The organism is Actinomadura darangshiensis, assembly GCF_004349235.1.
GTDB lineage: Bacteria > Actinomycetota > Actinomycetes > Streptosporangiales > Streptosporangiaceae > Spirillospora > Spirillospora darangshiensis.
On record NZ_SMKY01000088.1, the window covers coordinates 1 to 21,198 of the forward strand.

Below are 21,198 nucleotides of genomic sequence, written 5' to 3' on the forward strand. Positions count from 1 at the left end.
GCCTGATCCCCCAAGACCCAGAAGGCCCCCGCGGGTGTAGGAACGCGGGGGCCTTCTGGGTCTTGGGGGATCAGGCCGGGCGGAGCGGGCTCAGTGGAACTGGCCCTCTTCCGTGGAGCCCTTCAGCGCCGTGGTGGAGGAGTCCGGGTTGATCGCGGTGCTCACCATGTCGAAGTAGCCGGTGCCGGCCTCGCGCTGGTGCTTGACCGCGGTGAAGCCCTTCTCGGCCGCCGCGAACTCGCGCTCCTGCAGGTCGACGTAGGCGGTCATGCCCTCGCGGGCGTAGCCGTGCGCCAGGTCGAACATGCCGTAGTTGAGCGCGTGGAAGCCGGCCAGCGTGATGAACTGGAACTTGAAGCCCATGTGGCCGAGCTCGCGCTGGAACTTGGCGATGGTCGCGTCGTCCAGGTGCGCCTTCCAGTTGAAGGACGGCGAGCAGTTGTAGGCCAGCATCTGGTCCGGGTACTCGGCCTTGACGGCTTCGGCGAACTTGCGGGCCACCTCCAGGTCCGGGGTGCCGGTCTCCATCCAGATGAGGTCGGAGTGCGGCGCGTAGGCCTTGGCGCGGGCGATGCAGGGCTCGATGCCGTTGCGGACCCGGTAGAAGCCCTCGGCGGTGCGCTCGCCGGTGATGAACTCGCGGTCGCGCTCGTCCACGTCCGTCGTGATCAGGGTCGCGGCCTCGGCGTCGGTCCGCGCGATGATCAGAGACGGGACGCCCGAGATGTCCGCGGCGAGGCGGGCGGTGTTCAGCGTCTTGATGTGCTGCGAGGTCGGGATGAGGACCTTGCCGCCGAGGTGGCCGCACTTCTTCTCGGAGGCCAGCTGGTCCTCCCAGTGCACGCCCGCCGCGCCTGCGGCGATCATGCCCTTCATCAGCTCGAAGGCGTTCAGCACGCCCCCGAAGCCGGCCTCGGCGTCGGCCACGATCGGGGCGAGGAAGTGCGTGTCGTCCGCGCCCTCCCGCCCGTCCGACTCGGCCCACTGGACCTGGTCGGCGCGCAGCAGCGCGTTGTTGATGCGGCGCACGACGGCCGGGACCGAGTTCGCCGGGTAGATGCTCTGGTCCGGGTAGGTCTGGCCCGCCAGGTTGGCGTCCGCCGCGACCTGCCAGCCGGACAGGTAGATGGCCTTGAGGCCGGCCTTCACCTGCTGGACGGCCTGCAGCCCGGTCAGCGCGCCCAGGGAGTGGACGTAGTCCTCCTCGTGCAGGAGCGTCCAGAGCCGCTCGGCGCCGAGGCGCGCGAGGGTGTGCTCCTCCTGGACCGAGCCGCGGATCCGGATGACGTCCTCGGCCGTGTAGGTCCGCTCGACGCCCTTCCACCGCGGGTCGGTCTCCCACTGTCGCTGCAGTTCCTGGGCTGCGCCCTTGAGGCGACTATCGCTCATCGTCATGCCCTTCCGTGTCGTCCCCTGGGTGCTTGTGGACGACTATGCCCGGGCTGCAACCCCTTATGAACTCGTGAGTAACGAAAGAACTGCGAATTTTCCGCTATCATGAAGCGGTGACGACCTTGCGGACAGAAGAACCCCTTAACTTGACGAGTGACGTGGACCTCGTCACGTTCGGGCAGCGGCTCCGGCACCTGCGGCGCGGCCGCGGCCTGACGCTGTCGGAGCTCGGCGAGCGCGTCGGGCGCGCCCCGTCCCAGCTTTCGCTGCTGGAGAACGGGCGCCGCGAGCCCAAGCTGTCGCTGCTGCAGGCCCTCGCCACCGCGCTGGAGTGCCCGGTGGAGGAGCTGCTGCGCCGCCAGCCGCCGAGCCGCCGCGCCCAGCTGGAGATCCAGCTGGAGGAGGCCCAGCGCGACCCCCTGTACCGGACCCTCGGCCTGTCGCACCTCAAGGTCGGCAAGCGGATGCCGAACGAGATCATCGAGCACATCCTCGCGCTGTACGGGGAGCTGAAGCGCAGCCGCACCAAGCCGACCGCGAGCCCGGAGGAGGCGCGCAAGGCCAACGCCGAGCTGCGCCGCCAGATGCACGAGCGCGGCAACCACTTCGCCGACATCGAGCGCGTGGCGTCCCAGACCCTCGACTCGGTCGGGTACCGGCGCGGCGCGGTGTCGCAGGGCCTGCTGATGACGCTGGTCGGCCACTTCGGGTTCAGCCTCCAGTACGTCCAGGACCTGCCGCGCTCCGTCCGGTCGGTGACCGACCTGCGCAACCGGCGGATCTACCTGGAGCGCGAGCAGCTCGGCATGCACACGCCGCGGACGATCCTGCTGCAGACCCTCGGGCACATCGCGCTCGACCACGACCAGCCGCGCGACTTCGCCGACTTCCTGCGCCAGCGCGTCGAGGCCAACTACTTCGGCGCCGCGATCCTGATGCCCGAGCGCAGCGTCGTCCCGTTCCTGCAGGAGGCCAAGGCGGAGCGGGAGCTGTCGGTGGAGGATCTCGCGGACGTCTTCTCCGTCTCCTACGAGATGGCCGCGCACCGCTTCACCAACATCGCGACCCACCATCTCGACCTCCAGCTGCACTTCACCAAGAACGACGAGAACGGCACGATCTACAAGGCGTACGCCAACGACGGCCTGGCCTTCCCGCAGGACGAGGACGGTGCGATCGAGGGCCAGCGGATGTGCCGGGAGTGGGCCGGGCGGCACGTGTTCGGCGCCGACGACCGCTACTCGGTCTACTACCAGTACACCGACACCCCGAGGGGCACGTACTGGTGCCTCTCGCACATCGACCCCAGCCACGCGCGCGACTTCGCGATCACCCTGGGCGTCCGGTTCGAGGACTCGCGCTGGTTCCGCGGCCGGGAGACGACCCGGCGCCGCAAGTCGTCCTGCCCGGACGGCGACTGCTGCCAGCGGCCCCCGAAGGAGCTGTCGGACCGGTGGGAGGGCATGGCCTGGCCGTCGGCGCGCGCGCACTCGCACGTCCTGTCCGTCCTGCCGCCGGGGGCGTTCCCTGGTGTGGACGACGCCGACGTCTACGAGTTCCTGGACCGGCACGCCGCCGAGTGACCGGTGTGTTGCGGCGGCGTCAACTCTTCGGGTCGGTTCGCCGTGACCTGTGCCGACGGTGAATGATCTGGGGAGATCTGGCGTTTCCTGGTAGGTGAGGGGACGTCAGGTCGGCACCGCCGGCCGAGGACGCCCGGATGACGGCCCGGAACGGGAGGAGAGCGCGTGCTGCCCGAGGTCGCGTCGTGGTTGGCCCGCCGCACGAGCACGGCGGAGGACTGGCCGCCGCGCCTCCTGCTCGCCGCCAAGGGCGGCACCAGGATCAGCGTCGTGCTGCCCGCGCGCGACGAGGAGGCGACGGTCGGCGCGATCGTCGCCGCCGTCCGCACCGACCTGGTCGAGCGCATCCCGCTGGTGGACGAGATCGTCGTGGTCGACTCCCGGTCCGCCGACCGGACCGCCGCGGTGGCCGCCGCGGCGGGCGCCGAGGTGGTGGCGCAGGACGCCGTCCTGCCGCGGCGGGGCCGCATGTCCGGCAAGGGCGAGGCGCTGTGGAAGTCGCTCGCCGCGACGTCCGGCGACCTGATCGTGTTCGTGGACGCCGACCTGCGCGAGTTCACCTCGTCCTATGTGACGGGGCTGCTCGGGCCGCTGCTGACCGACCCGTCCGTGGGCTACGTCAAGGGCTGCTACGACCGGCCGCTGGTGGACGGCGACCGGCGGGTCGAGGGCGGCGGCGGCCGGGTCACCGAGCTGGTCGCGCGGCCGCTGATCAACCTGCACTGGCCACTGCTCGCCGGCGTCATGCAGCCGCTCGGCGGCGAGTACGCCGGGCGCCGCGCGCTGCTGGAGCGGCTGCCGTTCGTGACCGGTTACGGGGTGGAGCTCGGCCTGCTCCTGGACGTCTACCAGGACTCCGGCCTCGACGCGATCGCGCAGGTCGACCTCGGCCGCCGGGTGCACAAGCACCAGTCCACCGAGGCGCTCGGCGCGATGTCGGGGCAGATCATGCTGGCCGCCTGGTCGCGGCTGGAGCGGCACGGCCGGATGATGCCCCTGGAGGCCCCCTCGACCGCGCTCACCCGGTTCCGCCGGGGCCCCGGTGGGCACGACGCCCGCACGACCGACGTCGCGGTGGGGGAGCGCCCGCCGATGATCGAGGTGCCGGAGTACGCCGCCGCCCGCTCCATCTCGCCCGGCCGCAGGTAGGACCCTCGCTGTGAAACGGGCCACGGTGTTACCTCTGGTAACGCCCGTTGGTGCTACCGTTGGTAACAGTAATATTGGAGAGAGGGTCGAATAATCATGACGAGCGCGGAGCAGACTCCCTTCTCGCTGGAGCCCGGCGAGGACGTTCGCGAGGTCAGGGACTGGGTGCACGAGTTCGCCAAGGACGTCATCCGTCCGGCGGCGCAGGAGTGGGACGAGCGCGAGGAGACCCCCTGGCCGCTGATCCAGGAGGCGTCCAAGATCGGCATCTACTCCCTCGACTTCTTCGCCACCCAGTGGCTGGAGCCGAGCGGCCTCGGCATCCCGGTGGCGTTCGAGGAGCTGTTCTGGGGCGATGCGGGCATCGCGCTGTCCATCGTGGGCACCGGCCTCGCCGCCGCCTCCGTCGCCGCCGTAGGCACCGCCGACCAGACCGCCGAGTGGGTGCCGCAGATGTTCGGCACCACCGACGACATCAAGCTCGGCGCCTTCTGCGCCTCCGAGCCCGACGCCGGCAGCGACGTCGGCTCGATCCGCAGCCGCGCCGTCTTCGACGAGGCCAAGGACGAGTGGGTGCTGAACGGCACCAAGACCTGGGCGACCAACGGCGGCATCGCCGACGTCCACGTCGTCGTCGCCTCCGTGCACCCCGATCTCGGCAGCCGGGGCCAGGCCAGCTTCATCATCCCGCCGAACACGCCGGGGCTGAAGCAGGGCCAGAAGTTCAAGAAGCACGGCATCCGCGCCTCCCACACCGCCGAGGTGATCCTTGAGGACGTGCGCGTCCCGTCCCACCTGATCGTCGGCGGCAAGGAGCGGTTCGACGAGCGCATCGCCCGCACCCGCGAGGGCAAGAGCTCCAAGGGCCAGGCCGCGCTGAAGACCTTCGAGACGACCCGCCCGTCCGTCGGCGCGATGGCGCTCGGCGTCGGCCGCGCCGCCTACGACTACGCACTGCGGTACGCGCAGGACCGCGAGCAGTTCGGCAAGAAGATCGGCGACTTCCAGGCGATCGCCTTCAAGCTGGCCGACATGAAGACCCGCCTGGACGCCGCCCGCCTCATGGTGTGGCGGGCCGCCTGGATGGCGAGCACCGGCAAGGACTTCGCCAACGCCGAGGGCTCCATGGCCAAGCTGATGGCCAGCGAGATGGCGGTCCACGTCACCGAGGAGGCCATCCAGATCCTCGGCGGCAACGGCTACACCCGCGAGTACCCGGTGGAGCGCATGCACCGCGACGCCAAGATCTTCACCATCTTCGAGGGCACCTCGGAGATCCAGCGCCTCGTCATCGGCCGCACCGTCACCGGCCTCCCCGTCCGCTAGCCGGGCGCCGGAACCGGTCAAGCCGGCGGGGTGAGGTGGCGGGTGAAGAAGTGGGCCGCACAATCGGCCTCGAACCTCGGCAGCTCCTTGTGCGTGCCCGCGTTGGCGTGCAGCGTCTTCTCCTTCGAGGCGAAGGCGTCGAACAGCGCGAGGCCGGCCTGCCGGTCGATGTGCTGGTCGTGCCACTGGAGGTCGAACTCGATCGGGATGGTGATGCGGCTCGCCGGCTCGGCCAGGCGGTCGGGCCAGTGCAGACCGAAGACCGCGGCGGTGATCCGGGGCTCGGCCGCCGCCAGCGGCACGCCGATCGCGGTGGCCATGTTCAGGCCGAAGTAGCCGACCGGCCCGCCTGCGCCGATCTCCGGCAGCTCCTGGAGGGCGTCCAGGGTCGCCTGCCATTCCGGCACGGCTTGCTCGGCCAGGTGGGCGTTGTACCGGACGACGATCGGGCCTTCGGGCTCGCCGGCCGCCCTCGCCCGGAGGAGGGCGGCGATCTCCTGCTCGTCGTGGGGTGTGCGCGGCCGGTCGCCGTGTCCGGGCGCGTCGATGGTCGCGACGGTGAAACCGCAGCCGGTCACGATGCGGTGCGCGCGTCCGGCCATTCCGGGGGCCCGCTTGTCCCGGCCGCCGCCGTGCCCCATCAGGACCAGCGGCGCATGCTCGGAGCCGGATGCCGGCGACCAGAGGACGCCGGGGACCTCGCCTACCGTGAAGTCGCGTTCGACGACGCCGTTCGACGACGTCTCCGCGGTGAATCGCAAAGAATCCATGGTCGGTGCCTTTCGGGAGTGCCTGTTCACGGCGCTCCCGGCGACACCTGCGTCAATCGCCCGACCGTGACCAGGTGGGGAGCACCCACGTCGGTACAGCGGTTCATGGGTCTCACCTCCTCGCCTGATGCCACGGCCTCCGGCAAGCTACCAGCCGTCCGCAGACCCGCCCAACACCTTTTCCGCTAAGCGTCGCGCCGCTTGAGAAGCACCAGGCCGCCGGGGCGGCCGGGCAGCAGCTGCGCCAGCGGCGACAGTACGAACACGAACCCGATCACACCGGTGATCGCGACCCCCGGGTCGCCGACCGCCACCGTCACCTTGGCGTGCAGGATCGCCGCGCCGAGGAAGAACGAGACGGCCGAGACCACGACGCCGAGCACCAGCGCGACCAGCCCGAATACGAGGGCCTTGGCCGCGGGCATCGGCGTGCGCCGCGGCACCGCGGGGAGGCTGGCGCGGATCATCCCGGTGGAGTGCTCGGAGGTGATGACCATGGCGCCGAGCACGCAGATCGCGAGCTGGCTGAGGAACATCCCGCTGCCCAGGATCGAGCTTGCCGGGTCCTCGGTCCACTGGGCGCGGTCGGCGGGCGCGGTCTTGTCCCACTGCGCGACCGTGAACGACATCAGCAGCGCCGTGAAGCCCACGTTGAGCAGCACGAGGAGGATCAGCGACCAGACGGTGGAGCGCACCGACCGGATCTTGGTCCACTCGGCGAGCAGCAGCCGCCCGAACCCGGGCAGGGCCATGGTCGCGGTCATGGAGCACCCCCGATGCCGATGAGGTGGCCGACCGTGCGCGCGTCATCGGCGGCATTCGTCCCGCCGTACCGTTCGGCGAGGTTCCTGGCGTCGATCATCAATGTCCGCCCCTGGGGTGCGTGCGTGCAAAGCCATGTGCCCGAAAAATGCGCCGGAGGTAACCGAAATCCGCACATCTGGGAGCTGTTGTCTGCCGGCCCGCGTGGGTCCCTACTATGACGCGCTTCAAGAGCGAAGTGAGACGAGTCAGGCGAGGAGTTTCAGATCCAGCCGGGCTATCCGGCTCTGTTCGCCGATGAGGTCGATGCCGGTGATCCGGCCGCCCGCGAACGCGAATCTGAATACCACGAGTGTCCGCTCGCCCCGGGTCCAGACTGCGCCTGCGATGCCGTCGACCAGGGCGGGCCGTGCCCCGCCCGCACGGCCGAACAAGAACCGGGCCGCCTCCGCCGAGCCGAAGGCCTCCGCGGGTGCGCCCATCCGCGCCGCGTTCTGATCGGCACGCAGGATGACGTCAGGGTCGAGCATGGCGAGCAGGGCTTCGAAGTCGCCGCCGCGGGAGGCCGCGAGGAAGGCGGCGACGGCCTCGTGCCTGCGCCTCGCGTCGGCCGCGGACGGCGTCTCCGCTCCCTGGACGCGGCGGCGCGCCCGGCTGGCCAGCTGGCGGGCCGCCGCCGGTGACCGCTCGATGATCGGCGCGATCCGGTCGAAGGGCACGTCGAAGAGGTCGTGCAGCACGAACGACAGCCGCTCCGCGGGACGCAGCGTGTCCAGGACGACGAGCAGCGCCAGCCCGACCGAGTCGGCGAGCAGCGCCTCCCGCTCGGGGTCGGCCGTCTCGCCGCCCTCGGGCGTCGTCTCCGCCAACCGCTCGTCGGTGACCTCCTCCCGCCGCGACCGGCGGGCACGCAGGATGCTCAGGCTGACCCGTGCCACCACGGTGGTCAGCCATGCGTCGAGGTCGCGCACCTCGCCGGCCTCCGACCGGGACAGCCGGAGCCAGGCCTCCTGGACCGCGTCCTCGGCGTCGCCCGAGGAGCCGAGCATGCGATGGGCGATGGCCTGCAGCCGCGGCCGGCGCGCTTCGAACAGCTCGGCCAGGGGCCGTTGAGCGTTGACCGTCACACTTCCCTCCCGTCGCGCGTCATAGTAATGACCCGCGCGAGCCGACAGGCGCACCGGCCAGATTTGACGAGATTCGGTCATATCTGGTGCGTTTTTTGGGCTCATAGGGATGAATGTCCAACCATGCGAGGAGGACCACGATGCAGTTCGTGCTGGTCATCTACAACGGCGATGAGGAGGCGGCTTCCGAGGATGACAAGAAGGCGGCCTACGCCGACTACGCCGCTCTCAACAGCATGGAGAACGTGACCGGATGCCCTCCGCTGGGATTGCCCGAGAAGGCGACGACCGTTCGCGTGGAGAACGGCTCGCCCGTCACCGCCGGCGGTCCGTACCTTGACATCAAGGGTGCGGTGAGCGGCTTCATCGTCGTCGAGGCCGAGGACCTCGACGGCGCGGTCGCCGTGGCGGCCCGCGTGCCGCAGGCACGGATGGGCGGCGCGGTCGAGGTGCGGCCCTCCATCGCGTCCTGGTGATCGGCCGGCCGCGTACCCCGCGCCGGGGACGCGGCCGCCGCATCCGGCTCGGTTCAGTTCGCCGACGAGTTCTTCTACCCGGCTCGCCGTCGGAATGTGCGGGTCCTGCATGATGGTGCAGCTGATCGACGAGGTTCCCAACGAGCGGATGTTCCACAAGGACTATCCGTACCGGTCGTCCGGTTCGACGGCGCGGCGGAGATCGCGGCCGCCCACGGGCGGGCCGATGTGGTCTTCGCGGCGAACACGTTCTCGCACATCTCACACGTCGGCCATGGCGGCACACCACGGCTTCGAGCTGGTCGACGCCGAGCGCCTGCCGGTCCACGGCGGCGAGGTGCGGTACACGATGACGCCGCCCGGCGCCGCGAGGAGCCGGTCGCGCTTCTCAGGGGCCTGCGCGGCCAGGGCAAGCGCATCGTCGGCCACGGAGCCACGGGCAAGAGGGCCACGGTGTTGAACTACTGCGGCATCGGCCCCGACCTGGTCTCCTTCGCGTGGGACAGCACGCCCGCCGAACAGGGCCTGCACACACCGGGCACGCATCCGGCGGCCGGTGGATCCGCTATGTGCCTGAAGCCTGGGTCGTCTGAGCTCCCTGATGGGGGAGGAACGAGCATGACGGACGCCGGGGCGTTCGCGGGCCGCGCGGCCATCGTGACCGGCGGTGGATCGGGCATCGGCCGCGTCGACGTCCTGGTGAACAACGCGGCCCGCACCGCTGGGCGAGATCGACGCCGGCGCCGCCCGGAAGCAGGTCGCCATCACACTCCTGGCGTCGCCGGCCCTCGCCCAGGAGGTCCTGCCGAGCCTGCGGGAGACGCGGGGCGTCATCGTCAACGTCAGCCCCTACCCGCCGCTGCGCGGCTGGCCGCAGAACTCGGTGTACGGCGTCACCAAGGTCGCCCTGGACGGCGAGGTCTCCTCGGTCGCCCGGTAGGTGTACGGGCTCGGCGGCGCGTGCGGCGTCACGGTGTAGCGGCGGCGAGCAGCCTCGGGGTGAGCAGGGCCGCCGTGGTGGCGATGCCGGCGACGATGTCGAAGTAGGTCGCGGTGAGCTCCGGGTCGTCCTGGACGGCGCGCAGTAGCGCCAGGCGCTGGTCCGAGGCCGGTGCCAGCCGCGCGACGTCCAGGGTGGACCGGTACCCGGGGGTGAGCGCCTCGTCCCGGTCGTCGGCGTATCGCCGCAGCGCGTCGTCCAGCGCGGCGGGGTCGCCGGTGAGCCGGCCGCCCAGGTGCCGGGTGAGGAGCTCGGCCTGGGTGAAGGCGTCGCTGATGCCCCGGGCGGTGATCGAGTCCTTGTGGTGGCCCGCGTCGCCGACCAGCGCCCAGCCGGGCCCGGCCGCCCGCCGGAAGAAGTTCCGCTGGTCGCCGGTGCCGCGGAGCCGCTCCACCTGGCGGCCGCCGCGGAGCCGTTCGCCCAGTTCCGACGCGGTCGTGTGGACCTGGTGCAGGTGGGCGCGGGCGGCGTCGGCGCGGACCCGCCGGAAGTCGTCCTGCGGGAAGTAGGTCAGGACGAGGGTGGCGCCGTCGTTGGTGGGGACGGCGGCGACCCAGCCGCCGGCCCGCTCGTGGAGTTCCAGGCCGGTGACGGGGACGTCCGTCCAGTACGAGTAGTACGCGCAGGTCAAGGTGGGGTCCAGTGCGGTGTAGGGGGCGTCCGTGAGCCGGGCGACGGTGGAGCGCATCCCGTCCGCGCCGATCACCAGGCGCGCCGTCTCGGTGAACCGCCGGCCCCGGTGGTCGCCCTCGACCCCGACGACCCGACCGGTTTCGTCGCGCAGCAGGCCGGTGATCCGGCAGTGCTCGCGCAGCTCCGCGCCGGCGGTCGCCGCCGCCCTGGCCAGGATGGTGTCCAGGACGTGGCGGCGGGGCGCGTAGGCGGCGCGCTGCCCGTCCACGCCCTGGGCGCAGCCGTCGAGGTGCACGTCGGCGACCCGGTACCGCACGCGCTCCAGCGGCGGGCATCCGGACGCGCGCACGGCGTCGAGCAGGCCCCAGCGGGCGAGCGCCGCGACCCCGGGCTGGTGGATGAGGTGGGTGGACAGGGTGTCGGAGGGGAACGCGGCCCGGTCGAGCAGGAGCACGCGGTGTCCCGCGCGGGCGAGCAGCATGGCGGTGGGCGACCCGGCGCACCGGGCCCCCACCACGATGGCGTCGTACACGATGTGCCTCGGAATCAGCCGGCGCCGGTGAGCGCGTCGAGCAGGGACCGGCGGTCGACCTTGCCGGTGGGGGTGAGCGGGAGCTGCTCCAGGACGGTGATCCGGCGCGGCAGCATGTAGGCGGGAAGGCGCTCGCCGAGCTCGGCGTAGAGCTGCTCGGTGCTGTTGTGCTCGCCGGTCACGGCGGCCGCCAGCTCCGGTTCGCCGCCCGGTCCGGCGGTGTCGCGCGCCGACACCGCGAGGACGGTCGCGTCGCGGACGCCGGGCATCGCGCGGAGCACGGACTCGATCTCGCCCAGCTCGATCCGGTGGCCCCGGATCTTGACCTGGTGGTCGGTCCGGCCGAGGTGGACGAGGCCGCCGTCCTGCCGGGACACCCGGTCCCCGGTGCGGTACCAGCGGCCGGCCTCGCCGGCCGAGGGCAGGAACCGCCCGGCGTCGGCGGCGGGGTCGAGGTAGCCGGGGAACAGCTGCGGGCCCCGGACGCACAGCTCGCCGGCGTCGGCCGGGTCCCCGTGCTCGTCCACCGTCGTCCAGTCCAGGCCCGGGAAGCAGGGCCCGATCGGGACGGTCCCGTTGGCGGTGCGCGGCCAGTCGGCGGGGGAGTCCGGCAGCCGGTAGGCGCTGCAGGCGACGGTGAGCTCGGTCGGGCCGTACAGCACCTCGATCCGGCTGCCCGAGGCCGCGGTCCGCCACCGGCGGGCCGCGTCGAGGGTGAGCGCCTCGCCGCCGAACAGGCTCCAGCGCAGCGTCGGCATGCAGTCCGGGCGGAGGGTGCCGAGGCGGTCGGCGAAGGAGATCAGCGACGGCACCGAGAACCAGTGGGTGAGCCCCAGGGTGTTGACCGTCCGCACCGGCGACAGCAGCCCGTCGCGCTGCGGCACCACCAGCGTCCCGCCGCGCGCCCAGGTGACGAAGAGGTCGTGCACCGAGCCGTCGAAGGTGAGGTCGAAGTTCCCCGACACCCTGCTGCCCGGGCCGATCCCGTAGCGGGACGCGACCTGGCCCAGATAGGCGCTGAGGTTGCGGTGCGTGATCGGCACGCCTTTGGGGGCGCCGGTCGAGCCGGACGTGAAGATGATGTAGGCGATGTCGTCCGGGCCGGGGTGCCGGAACCGGGGGGCCGAGCGCGGCGGGCTGGCGGCGTCGCTGGCCGGCACCAGCTCGGGCACGCCGAGGTCGAGGCCCGCGTGCGCCCGGTCGGCCAGGACCAGGTCGATGCCGGCGGTCCGGACGATGCCCCGCAGCCGGTGCGCCGGATGCTCGGGGTTCAGCGGCACGACGGTCGCGCCGGCCCGCAGGATCGCCAGGTAGCCCGCGTAGGCGGTCACCGTCCGGCCTGCCAGCAGCCCGACCCGCCGCGGCGCCGTGCCGCCGGACGCGCCGGCAATCCGGGCGGCCAGCTGCTCGGCCGACCGCCGCAGCCCTGCGTAGGACAGCCGCTCCCCGCCGACCTCCAGGGCGGTCCAGGCGTCGCCGAGGGCCTCGGCCGACCGGCCGAACCAGGCGTAGGCGTTCGGCGGAGCCTCCGGTGGAACGTTCCCCCCGCTCACGCCGCGGCCTCCAGCTCCGCGGTCCACCGGCGCAGGTCGTCGACCGTGCGCAGCCGGCCGAACACCTCGGGGTCGAGCTCCAGCCCGGTCTTCTTCTGCAGTTCGACGATCAGCTGCAGCTTCGCCAGCGAGTCGATGCCGATGTCGGCCAGCTTCGACTCCGCGGTGACCTGGCTGCGCGCGTGCCTGCGCAGGATCCAGGCGGCCAGGCCGTCCCCGCCCTGGTTCCCCTCACCGGGCCAGTACCGCCGGGTCTGCCACGGGTAGGTGGGCAGGGGGACGTAGCGGCCGCCCGAGCCGAACACGGCCTCCCCGCCGACCTCACCTGCGCGGTAGCGCGCCGCGGCCTCCGACGAGGCCGAGTGGCCGACCGTGCCCGGCGCTGCGCGGAGCGCGGCCGCGAGTTCCTCGTGGGTGGCGCCGACGACGGCCATGCGGTGCTCCAGGTGCTGACGGCGCCGCGCCGCGCTGTAACAGATGTCCCGGACCGAGTGGGCGGCGCCCTGGCCGCCCGGGCTCAGGTAGGCGGCGTAGGCCCGCGCCAGGTCGCGCAGGGCCTCGGGGGAGCGGGCCGAGAGCATCAGCGGGTACGGCTCGCCGTCCCGCTCGGCGGTGGCGGCGGCCTCGGCGGCCGGTGCCTGCCGCAGCACCACGTGGGCGTTGAGGGACGACGATCCCTGCGCCGAGACGCCCGCGATCGCCGGCCTCCCGCCCGGTGCCAGGTCGGTGAGCGCGGCCGGAACCTCCAGCGGCAGCCCGTCCCAGGCGACGTCGGGACGCGGCGTCCCGGCGTGCAGGCTCGCCGGGACCCGGCCGTGCTCCAGGCACAGCACGGCCTTGATCAGCCCGGCGAGGCCCCCCGCGGCCTCGGCGTGGCCGATGTTCGACTTGACCGAGCCGACCAGCAGCGGCCGTTCCCGCGGCCGCTCCGCACCGAGGACCTGCCCCAGGGCGACGAGCTCCAGCGGGTCGGAGGCGGGGGAGCCGGCGCCGTGCGCCTCGACGTAGTCGACGTCGGACGGCCGCACCCCGGCGTCCCGGTAGGCCCAGCGGAGGACCTCGACCTGTCCGCTGAGCGACGGGTTCAGCACCGAGTCGGCGGTGCGGCCGTCGTTGCCGATCGCGCTGCCGGCGATGACGGCGCGGATCCGGTCGCCGGCGGCGAGCGCCGCTTCGAGGGGCTTCAGGACGACGACCGCGACCCCGTCGCCCGGCGCGTGCCCGTCGGCGGCCGCGCTCGCGAACTTGCTGCGGCCGTCCTTGGCGAGCACTCCGGCCTGCGTCATCATCACGCCCTCGTCCGGACGCAGCGGGAGGTTCACCCCGGCCGCGAGCGCGACCGGGCACTCGCCGGCGCGCAGGCTCTGCACGGCCTGGTGCACGGCGACCAGCGACGACGAGCAGCCCGTGTCCACCACCACGCTGGGGCCGCGCACGTCGAGCACGTACGAGAGCCGGGCGGGCAGGAGCGAGCGCATGTTGCCGATCTGCGCGGCGGTCAGCGCCTGCAGCCCCTGCCGGGACGCGTTCTCCAGGTAGTCCGCGCGGGAGTTGCCCACGAACACCCCCGTGCGCGAGCCGGCCAGCCCGTCGGCGGGCTGGCCCGCGTCCTCCAGCGCCTCCCACGCCGTCATCAGCAGCAGCCGCTGCTGCGGGTCCAGGTCGACCGCCTCCGCCGCCGACATGCCGAAGAACCCGGCGTCGAAGTCCGCGATCCCGGACAGGTAGCCGCCGCGGCGGCCGGTCATCTTCCCCGGTGCCGATCGCGGCGCGTAGAGCGCGTCCGCGTCGTAGCGGTCCGCCGGTGTCGCGCCGGTCGCGTCGCCCCCGACGGCCAACAGTTCCCACAAGGCGGCGGGATCGGCCGCGCCGGGCAGCCTGCAGGCCATCCCGACGACGGCCACCGACCGCGCCTCGGTCGAAGCATCGTTCATCAGGTCACTCCCCTGGTGACTGTCGTTCTCTCCGCGTCAGTGCGCGGTTACCCCGTTGGGAAGTGACCATACGACCGGTCGTATGCTTTGCGCAATAGATGATAACGACGCATAAATCACAAACTGTCCCCGTGGTGACGCGCACGGCGACGGGCCGGGGGGGTGCGGCGAAAGGATCAGCCGAGGGGCCGGAGGAGGCCGCCGACGACGAGTCGGGCCTTGCGCACGGCGTCGTCATCGCCGACGCGCACGGCGCAGTTCGCGGCGGCGAGCACGGCGGCGATCTGGAAGGCCGCGAGCTCGGGGTCCACGCCGGCGATCTCGCCGGCGTCGACGGCGTACCGCAGTTCGCCCGCGATGAGGTCCAGCCAGTTGCGGTGCTGGGCGAACAGCGCGTCGCGCACCCGCCCCGGGCGGCTGTCGAACTCCGGCAGGTTCTGCGACCAGAAGCAGCCCCCGGCGAACAGCGGCGTCGTGGCGTAGGTGATCCAGCCCTCGATCAGCGCGCGGACCCGGGCGGCGCCCTCGGGCTCGTCCATCGCGGGGCGGACCACCGCCTCGGCGAACTGCTCGTCCGCCGACTCGACGACGGCGAGCTGCAGGGCCTCCTTCGTCCCGAAGAGGGTCTGCACGCCGCTCTTGCTCAGCCCGAGGTCGGCGGCCAGCCGCCCGATGCTGAGCCCGTTGAGCCCTTCGGCGGACGCGATGTCGACGGCGTGCCTGGTGATGCTCCGCCTCGACCGCTCCCCGCGGACGAGACGCTGGTCAGGCCTTGCCTCGCCGGCCGGCGCACGCTCACTCATCGATCCCATGATGCCACACCGAACTAAACGAACGGCCGGTCGTACGACTTTCCCGGACCGGTACGGGGCCCGCGGGAAGCGGCCGCGCTGCTGTGGGCGGATCCGCCGTGGGCAGCACGGGCTGCGACCGGTGCGCGCCCCGGCGCACAGTGAAGCCATGAGCGAGGAAGACAAGACCCCGATGTTCAACGAACGCATGCGCCGCGAGCTCTACCACCAGCGCGTCCTCGTGCTCGACGGCGCGCTCGACGACGACAACGGCACCCTGCTGGCGACGCAGCTGATCGCCCTGGCGCGGGAGGACGCGTCGGCCGACATCGCGCTGTGGATCCATTCCCCGGGCGGATCGGTGCCGTCGATGCTCGCGATCCGCGACGTCATGCGGCTCGTCCCGTGCGACGTGTCCACGGTGGTGCTCGGCATCGCCTACAGCGCGGGCCAGTTCCTGCTGTCGTCCGGGACCCCCGGCAAGCGCCGCGCCCTGCCGCACGCCCGCGTGCTGATGCACCAGGGCTCCGCCGGCATCGCCGGCGCCGCCGTCGACATCGAACTGCAGGCGGGCGACCTGCGCCACACCCGCGACACGGTGCTCGGGCTCATCGCCGAGGACACCGGGCAGCCCCTGGAGCGGGTCTTCGAGGACTCGCTGCACGACCGCTGGTACACCGCGCGGGAAGCCCTCGACTACGGGTTCATCGACGCGATCGTCAGCACGTTCGACGAGGTCGTGCCGGTGAGCCGCCGGCACGTCGGGCTCGGCGTCCCCTCGGAAGGAGCGGTCCGATGAGCAGCTACACGATCCCGAACGTCATCGCGCAGCACCCCCGCGGTGAACGGATCATGGACGTCTACTCGCACCTGCTGACGGAGCGGATCATCTACCTCGGCACCGCCATCGACGCGGGGGTCGCCAACGCCCTCGTCGCGCAGCTGCTGTACCTGGAGGCCGACAGCCCCGAGCGCGACATCCAGCTGTACATCAACTGCGAGGGCGGGGACCCGAGCGCGATGCTCGCGGTGTACGACACGCTGCGCTTCATCCGCCCGCAGATCGCGACGACGTGCGTGGGGCAGGCGGTCGCCGTCGGCGCCGTGCTGCTCGCCGCGGGCGCGCCCGGCAAGCGCGCCGCGCTGCCCCACACCCGCGTGGTCCTGCACCAGCCGATGGGGCAGGGGCGCGGCGCGATCCCCGACCTCATCCTCCAGGCGGACGAGGTCGTCCGCGTCCGCGCGGAGATCGAGGGCATCCTGACCCGCCACACCGGGCAGGACACCGCGACGCTGCGCGCCGACACCGACCGCGACCGCGTGTTCACCGCGCGGACGGCGCTGGAGTACGGCCTCATCGACCAGGTGATCGAGGAGCGGCAGCCGCTCCCGGCATAGCCGGGGACCGCCTAGGCGGCCAGCGCGTAGGCGGTCGGGCCCGCCGGTGCGGCGGCGGCCGGTGCGGCCAGGAGCCCCGTCGCGATCTCGAGCGTGAGATCGGCGAGCGTCACGTCCAGTGCGCCGGCGACCGCGGCGATCATCTCGCTCGACGGCTCCTTGACGCCGCGCTCCATCTCGGAGAGGTACTGCGGTGAGACCCCGGCGCGGCGGGCGGTCTCGGTCAGGATCTCGCCGCGCTCCAGGCGCAGGCGCCGCAGGCACCGGCCGAGCGCGTCGCGCCACAGCGGTTCCGCCGCCCGGCGCGTCTCGGCCGGTGCGTCCGGGGTGTCGTCGACGGGCGTGAGCGGTCGTGCTGTTTCGGCCATGGCGTCATCGTAAGTCGGCACCGTCCGCGAGCCCTAAACATTCCGCCCACCGCAGAACCGCGGGCGGTGTCATCCTGGCGGCATGCGGATAGTGGTCGTGGGCGCGGGGATCATCGGCGCCGCACTGGCGGACCGTCTCACCCGCCCGGCACCCGGCGGACGTGCGCAGGACGAGGTCACGGTGGTCGAGGAGCGGGAGCCCGGCGCCGGGACCTCGGGCACCAGCTACGCCTGGTTCAACGCCAACGACCCCGAGGACCCGGCCTACCACCGCTTGCGGACGGCGGCGCTGTCCGCCTGGCGGGACCTGGCCGCCGAGTTCGGCGACCCGGGCTGGTACCGGCCGGCGGGCAACACGACGTGGGCGGTCACCGGCGAGGAGAGGGACCTGCTGGCCGAGCGGGTCTCCCTGCTCGCCGGCCTCGGCTACCCCGCGGGGCTGATCGGGCCCGACCGGCTGGGCGAGCTCGAACCGAACGTCCGGGCTCCGCAGGGCGCGCTCATCGCGCACTACCCCGGCGAGGGCTACGTGCACGGAGCGCCGGCCGCGCGGGCCCTGGCCGGACGCGCCCGTGAATCGGGCGCCGCCCTCGTCACCGGCCGCCGCGCGGTCCGCCTCAACACCGAGGGGGACCGCGTGACCGGCGTGCGCCTGGACGACGGCCGGGACCTGGACGCCGACCTCACGGTCTGCGCGGCGGGCCGGCACAGCCCCGCGCTCCTGGCGACCGCCGGCGTCGCCCTTCCGCTGGTCGACCCGTCCGAGCCCGGATCGGCCGCGCCCTGCCTCGTCGCCGCCACCACCGCGGCGCACGGCGGCCTCAACGGTGTCGTCCACGCCCCTGGCCTGTCGGCCCGGCCGGCGGAGGGCGGAGGGCTCGTCCTGGAGGCCGTCGACCTGGACGCCGGTGTCGACGAGTCGGCCTCCCCGGCGCTGGTCCAGGCGGTCGGCGCCGAACTGCTCGCCCGCGCGCGTGCGCTGGTCCCCGGCCTGACCGCGGACATCGCCGATGTGCGGCGGTGCGTCCGCCCGCTGCCCGCCGACGGGTACCCGCTCGTCGGCTTCCAGCGGCCGGGACTGTACACGGCCGTCACCCACAGCGGCATCACGCTCGCTCCCCACCTCGCCGTGCTCGTCGACCAGGAGGTCCACGGCCACATGTCGCCAGCGCTCGACGCCCACCGGCCGGACCGGGCGGGAGGTCCCCGCGCCGGGTGGTGAGGTGCCTGGGCTCGAAATCCACGCGAAGCGGGCCCTGTCAACGGCGAAGGTCGCCGCTCGTGCGGGTGTCCTGAACGTCGTGAATCGCCATGGTTGCACCCCTGGGGTGGTGCTTGTCTCAACATCGGCCGGGTGATCACCCGGCCGATCCCGAGACGGGGTCGTCCGCCGCCTCCAGGAGGCAAAGGTGCCCAGGACCCGCCGGACCACCGCGACCGCGCTGGCGGTCACGGGAACGCTCCTCACCTTAGGCTTCGCCGTCCCCGGCAGGGCCGAACCGCCGCCGTCCGGCCCCCGGCCTCCGGGCGGGCAGGCGGGACTCCCCGACAAGGACGCCCGCACCGGCGCACTGGCCCCCACCAGCCGCCAGCAGGGCGCCGCCCGCGGGGTGACCGTGCGGTGGAACAAGCTCGGCACGCCGGCCTCGGTGACCGGCGCCGGACCGCTCGCCAAGGGCCTGCCCGGCGGCGCGGAGAAGACCGCGCGCACGTACCTGACCGACCACCGGGACCTGTTCGGCCTGGACGCCGCCGCCGTCGGCGCGCTGGAGAAGGTCGCCGTCAACCCCATCGGCGACGGCGCCGCCGTGCTGCTGCGGCAGCGCTTCGGCGACCTGCCCGCCGGCTACGACGGCCTGGTCGCGCTCGGCGTGACCGGCGGCGAGGTCGTCTCGGTCAGCTCGACGCTCTCCCGCGACGGCGCGGCCCCCGCCCCGGCCACGCTCTCCAAGAAGGACGCCGTGGCCGCCGCCGGACGGGACGCGGGCATCACCGCCGCGGCCGGCGACGAGCGCAAGGCTCGGCTGGTGGCGGTGCCGACGGCCGAGGGCGCTCGCAGCGCCTACCAGGTCACGCTCATGGACGCCTCCGGTGCCGAGCCCAAGGCCGTCACGTCCTATGTCGACGCCCGCACCGGCAAGGTCCTGGTGCGGGAGAACCTGGTCGACCAGGACAGCGACAGCCCGCGCTGGGCGGTGTTCCCGGCCACGCCGCGCGGCGACTACTCGTCCCGCGACACCCGGCAGGTCTGGTGCTACGCGCCCGCACGCGGCTGCCGGTCCGTCGTGGGCGGTGACCCGTCCAGCGGACGGCCCTGGGACGCCGACCCGGCGACCGGCGCCTCGACCGCGACCAGCCTCGGGAACGCGGCCCGCACCCATGAGAACCGCGCCAGCGACGACCCGTTCACCGTCGGCACGCGCGCCAACGCGCCCAAGCCGGACCGCAACTACTCCTACCCCTGGACCAACCAGTGGTACGAGAGCAAGTGCGACCCGGCGACGATGGACAGCCCGCAGGAGGCCGACGTCGAGGCGGCCATCTCGAACCTGTTCGTGCAGCACAACCGCATGCACGACTGGTCCTACCGGCTCGGCTACACCGAGTCCGCCTGGAACATGCAGGCCGACAACGGCGACCGCGGCGGCCTCGGGGGCGACCCCGAGCAGGGCAACGCGCAGGCCGGGGCGAGGTTCGCCGCGATCCGCGACAACGCCAACCAGATCACGCCGCCCGACGGCATCCCGGGCATCAGCAACATGTACCTGTGGCAGCCGGTCGCCGGCGGGTTCTACCCGCCGTGCGTGGACGGCGACTACGACATGACCGTGATCGGGCACGAGTACAGCCACGGCATCTCCGGCCGCATGATCGCCGGACCGGACGCCGGGTGGCGGGGTGCGCAGGCCGGGGCCATGAACGAGGGCACCTCGGACCTGTTCGCCATGGAGTACCTCAGCGAGTACGGGATCCGCCCGCCCGGCCGGACGCCGTACGTCACCGGCGCCTACGTCACCGGCGACCAGCGCACCGGCATCCGCAACTACGACATGAGCCGGAGCCCGCTGAACTACGGCGACATCGGCTACGACCTGACCGGAACCGAGGTGCACGCCGACGCCGAGATCTGGGTCGCCGCCCAGTACGACCTGCGCCAGGCGTTCGTCCGGCGGTACGGCTCCGGGAGCGCCGCGCTGCAGCGCGCGTGCGCCGACGGCAAGGTGCCCGTCGCGAAATGCCCGGGCAACCGGAGGTGGGCGCAGCTGTCGTTCGACGCGCTGCTGCTCATGGCCAGCGGGGCGGTCAGCTACGTCGACCACCGCGACGCCCTGCTCGCGGCCGACGCGGTCCGCTTCGGCGGCCGGGACCAGGAGATGATGTGGAAGGTCTTCGCCGGGCGCGGCCTCGGGGAGGACGCCGCCAGCAACGGCTCCGCCGACGCGGACCCGGCGCCGAGCTTCGCCTCTCCCATGTCGCGCAACGCCAGCGTCGCGCTCAAGCCCAGCGGTGACGCCAGGAACGGCAAGGTCCGGCTGTACGTGGGCGACTACGAGGCCAGGTCGGTCCCGGTGGCCGACACCGACCCGGCGACCCCGCTCGGCGCCACCTTCGCCATCACGCCCGGCCGCTACTCCTTCGTCGCCGTGGGCGAGGGCTTCGGGCACAAGAAGTTCACCGCCACGATTCGCTCGTCCCAGCGGGCCCTCACGGTCCGGATGTCCCGGAACGAGGCGGCGGCCGTGAACGGTGCGTCCGTCACCGGCGACGGCGCGTCCCAGGCGGCGCTGCTGGACGAGACCGAGGCGACGAACTGGCAGTCGGTGCAGGGCCCCGCCGCAGGCCGCCAGGTCACCGTGGACCTCGCCGGCGACCGCCCGGTCAGGGTCGGCCGGGTGCAGGTCAGCGCGATGCTGCGGCCGGCTGCGGCGGGCGACCCGGAGGGGGCGGGCGGCAGCCAGAACCGGTTCACGGCGCTGCGCGCCTTCCGGCTGCTGGCCTGCGACGCGACCAGGGCGGACTGCTCGCAGGACGCCTCGTACCGGACCGTCTACACCAGCCCGGACGACGCGTTCCCCGCCGACCGCCCGCGGCCGACGGCGCCCGACATCACCCTGCGCTCGTTCAACCTGCGGGACGTGAAGGCGACGCACCTGCGGCTGCAGGCCGTCTCCAGCCAGTGCACCGGTGCACCGGCGTACAAGGGTGAGCAGGACAACGATCCGCGGTCCCGGACCGACTGCGGCACCGCCAGCCCGCTGGCCGGTGTCGTCCGGGCGGCCGAGCTCCAGGCCTTCGCCCGGTAGGCCCGGCCGGGGAGAGGCGGGGGCGGCCCTACCGCCCCCGCCCTCGTTCGCGCCGCCCGTGCAGGCCAGCCGGTGTTGTCACCGGGTAACACCCCGGATA

19 protein-coding genes and 1 pseudogene are annotated in these 21,198 nt (G+C 72.9%); 10 read left to right on the forward strand and 10 right to left on the reverse strand.

The window, feature by feature from the left end:
- Window positions 1-90: 90 nt before the first annotated feature.
- A complete protein-coding gene (aceA, locus tag E1293_RS20125) occupies window positions 91-1,389 on the reverse strand; it encodes an isocitrate lyase (RefSeq protein ID WP_132198980.1) in 1,299 nt (432 codons plus the stop codon).
- Between the two features lie 149 nt (window positions 1,390-1,538).
- Between aceA and E1293_RS20130 the strand changes: the two genes are divergently transcribed.
- The 3 genes from E1293_RS20130 (at window position 1,539) to E1293_RS20140 (ending at window position 5,450) form a co-directional block, all read left to right on the forward strand.
- Window positions 1,539-2,975, forward strand: a complete 1,437-nt coding sequence (locus E1293_RS20130; protein ID WP_132198981.1) for an XRE family transcriptional regulator — start codon at window positions 1,539-1,541, stop codon at window positions 2,973-2,975.
- A gap of 165 nt (window positions 2,976-3,140) precedes the next feature.
- Window positions 3,141-4,124 carry a glucosyl-3-phosphoglycerate synthase gene (locus E1293_RS20135; protein WP_132198982.1) on the forward strand — a complete coding sequence of 328 codons (984 nt, stop codon included), beginning with the start codon at window positions 3,141-3,143 and terminating at the stop codon, window positions 4,122-4,124.
- 96 nt (window positions 4,125-4,220) lie between these two features.
- A complete protein-coding gene (locus E1293_RS20140) occupies window positions 4,221-5,450 on the forward strand; it encodes an acyl-CoA dehydrogenase family protein (protein ID WP_132198983.1) in 1,230 nt (409 codons plus the stop codon).
- A 17-nt stretch (window positions 5,451-5,467) separates the two neighbouring features.
- On the opposite strand, the gene E1293_RS20145 is transcribed toward E1293_RS20140, so the two are convergent.
- From E1293_RS20145 to E1293_RS20155, 3 genes are all read right to left on the reverse strand, one after another.
- On the reverse strand, window positions 5,468-6,220 hold the full coding sequence (locus E1293_RS20145) for a dienelactone hydrolase family protein (RefSeq protein ID WP_132198984.1): 753 nt from the start codon (window positions 6,218-6,220) through the stop codon (window positions 5,468-5,470).
- Between the two features lie 185 nt (window positions 6,221-6,405).
- On the reverse strand, window positions 6,406-6,984 hold the full coding sequence (locus tag E1293_RS20150) for an ABC transporter permease (protein WP_132198985.1): 579 nt from the start codon (window positions 6,982-6,984) through the stop codon (window positions 6,406-6,408).
- 246 nt (window positions 6,985-7,230) lie between these two features.
- Window positions 7,231-8,109: a sigma-70 family RNA polymerase sigma factor gene (locus E1293_RS20155; protein ID WP_279473265.1), complete on the reverse strand. Its 879-nt coding sequence runs from the start codon at window positions 8,107-8,109 to the stop codon at window positions 7,231-7,233.
- 140 nt (window positions 8,110-8,249) lie between these two features.
- On the opposite strand from E1293_RS20155, the gene E1293_RS20160 reads away from it, so the two are divergent.
- Window positions 8,250-8,585: a YciI family protein gene (locus E1293_RS20160; protein ID WP_132198987.1), complete on the forward strand. Its 336-nt coding sequence runs from the start codon at window positions 8,250-8,252 to the stop codon at window positions 8,583-8,585.
- Between the two features lie 261 nt (window positions 8,586-8,846).
- On the opposite strand, the gene E1293_RS50500 is transcribed toward E1293_RS20160, so the two are convergent.
- Entirely contained in the window at window positions 8,847-9,014 is a 168-nt protein-coding gene (locus E1293_RS50500) for a hypothetical protein (RefSeq protein WP_341770201.1), read from the reverse strand.
- Here E1293_RS50500 and E1293_RS50505 point away from each other — a divergent pair.
- Together E1293_RS50505 and E1293_RS50730 are read left to right on the forward strand one after the other, a co-directional pair.
- Window positions 8,982-9,071 (forward strand): annotated as a pseudogene (locus E1293_RS50505) (hypothetical protein); the annotation flags it as partial. The gene E1293_RS50500 and the pseudogene E1293_RS50505 sit on opposite strands and share 33 nt — an antisense overlap.
- 286 nt (window positions 9,072-9,357) lie before the next feature.
- Window positions 9,358-9,525: a Rossmann-fold NAD(P)-binding domain-containing protein gene (locus E1293_RS50730; protein WP_424923651.1), complete on the forward strand. Its 168-nt coding sequence runs from the start codon at window positions 9,358-9,360 to the stop codon at window positions 9,523-9,525.
- Window positions 9,526-9,553: 28 nt separating this feature from the next.
- Here the strand turns inward: E1293_RS50730 and E1293_RS20175 are convergent, their stop codons facing one another.
- The 4 genes from E1293_RS20175 to E1293_RS20190 all read right to left on the reverse strand — a co-directional run bounded on the left by E1293_RS20175 (window position 9,554) and on the right by E1293_RS20190 (window position 15,040).
- Window positions 9,554-10,750, reverse strand: coding sequence for an NAD(P)/FAD-dependent oxidoreductase (locus E1293_RS20175; RefSeq protein ID WP_132198988.1), 1,197 nt, complete (start codon window positions 10,748-10,750; stop codon window positions 9,554-9,556).
- 14 nt (window positions 10,751-10,764) lie between these two features.
- The gene (locus tag E1293_RS20180; protein WP_132198989.1) at window positions 10,765-12,303 is read right to left on the reverse strand and encodes an amino acid adenylation domain-containing protein; all 1,539 of its coding nucleotides are present in this window, start codon (window positions 12,301-12,303) and stop codon (window positions 10,765-10,767) included.
- Window positions 12,300-14,237 (reverse strand): beta-ketoacyl synthase N-terminal-like domain-containing protein, encoded by a 1,938-nt coding sequence (locus tag E1293_RS20185; protein WP_132198990.1) that lies wholly within the window; start codon window positions 14,235-14,237, stop codon window positions 12,300-12,302. The genes E1293_RS20180 and E1293_RS20185 overlap by 4 nt, the downstream gene beginning before the upstream one ends.
- Before the next feature lie 176 nt (window positions 14,238-14,413).
- Complete coding sequence (locus E1293_RS20190) at window positions 14,414-15,040, reverse strand: TetR/AcrR family transcriptional regulator (protein ID WP_243716342.1); 627 nt, start codon at window positions 15,038-15,040, stop codon at window positions 14,414-14,416.
- A 157-nt stretch (window positions 15,041-15,197) separates the two neighbouring features.
- On the opposite strand from E1293_RS20190, the gene E1293_RS20195 reads away from it, so the two are divergent.
- Window positions 15,198-15,827: a ClpP family protease gene (locus E1293_RS20195; protein WP_132198992.1), complete on the forward strand. Its 630-nt coding sequence runs from the start codon at window positions 15,198-15,200 to the stop codon at window positions 15,825-15,827.
- Window positions 15,824-16,426 carry a ClpP family protease gene (locus tag E1293_RS20200; RefSeq protein ID WP_132198993.1) on the forward strand — a complete coding sequence of 201 codons (603 nt, stop codon included), beginning with the start codon at window positions 15,824-15,826 and terminating at the stop codon, window positions 16,424-16,426. Before E1293_RS20195 ends, E1293_RS20200 begins: the two co-directional genes overlap by 4 nt.
- An 11-nt stretch (window positions 16,427-16,437) precedes the next feature.
- Here the strand turns inward: E1293_RS20200 and E1293_RS20205 are convergent, their stop codons facing one another.
- Complete coding sequence (locus E1293_RS20205; protein WP_132198994.1) at window positions 16,438-16,794, reverse strand: helix-turn-helix domain-containing protein; 357 nt, start codon at window positions 16,792-16,794, stop codon at window positions 16,438-16,440.
- An 82-nt stretch (window positions 16,795-16,876) separates the two neighbouring features.
- On the opposite strand from E1293_RS20205, the gene E1293_RS20210 reads away from it, so the two are divergent.
- On the forward strand, window positions 16,877-18,016 hold the full coding sequence (locus tag E1293_RS20210; RefSeq protein ID WP_132198995.1) for an NAD(P)/FAD-dependent oxidoreductase: 1,140 nt from the start codon (window positions 16,877-16,879) through the stop codon (window positions 18,014-18,016).
- A gap of 187 nt (window positions 18,017-18,203) precedes the next feature.
- Window positions 18,204-21,098, forward strand: a complete 2,895-nt coding sequence (locus tag E1293_RS20215; RefSeq protein ID WP_243716343.1) for a M36 family metallopeptidase — start codon at window positions 18,204-18,206, stop codon at window positions 21,096-21,098.
- The last annotated feature ends 100 nt before the right edge of the window (window positions 21,099-21,198 follow it).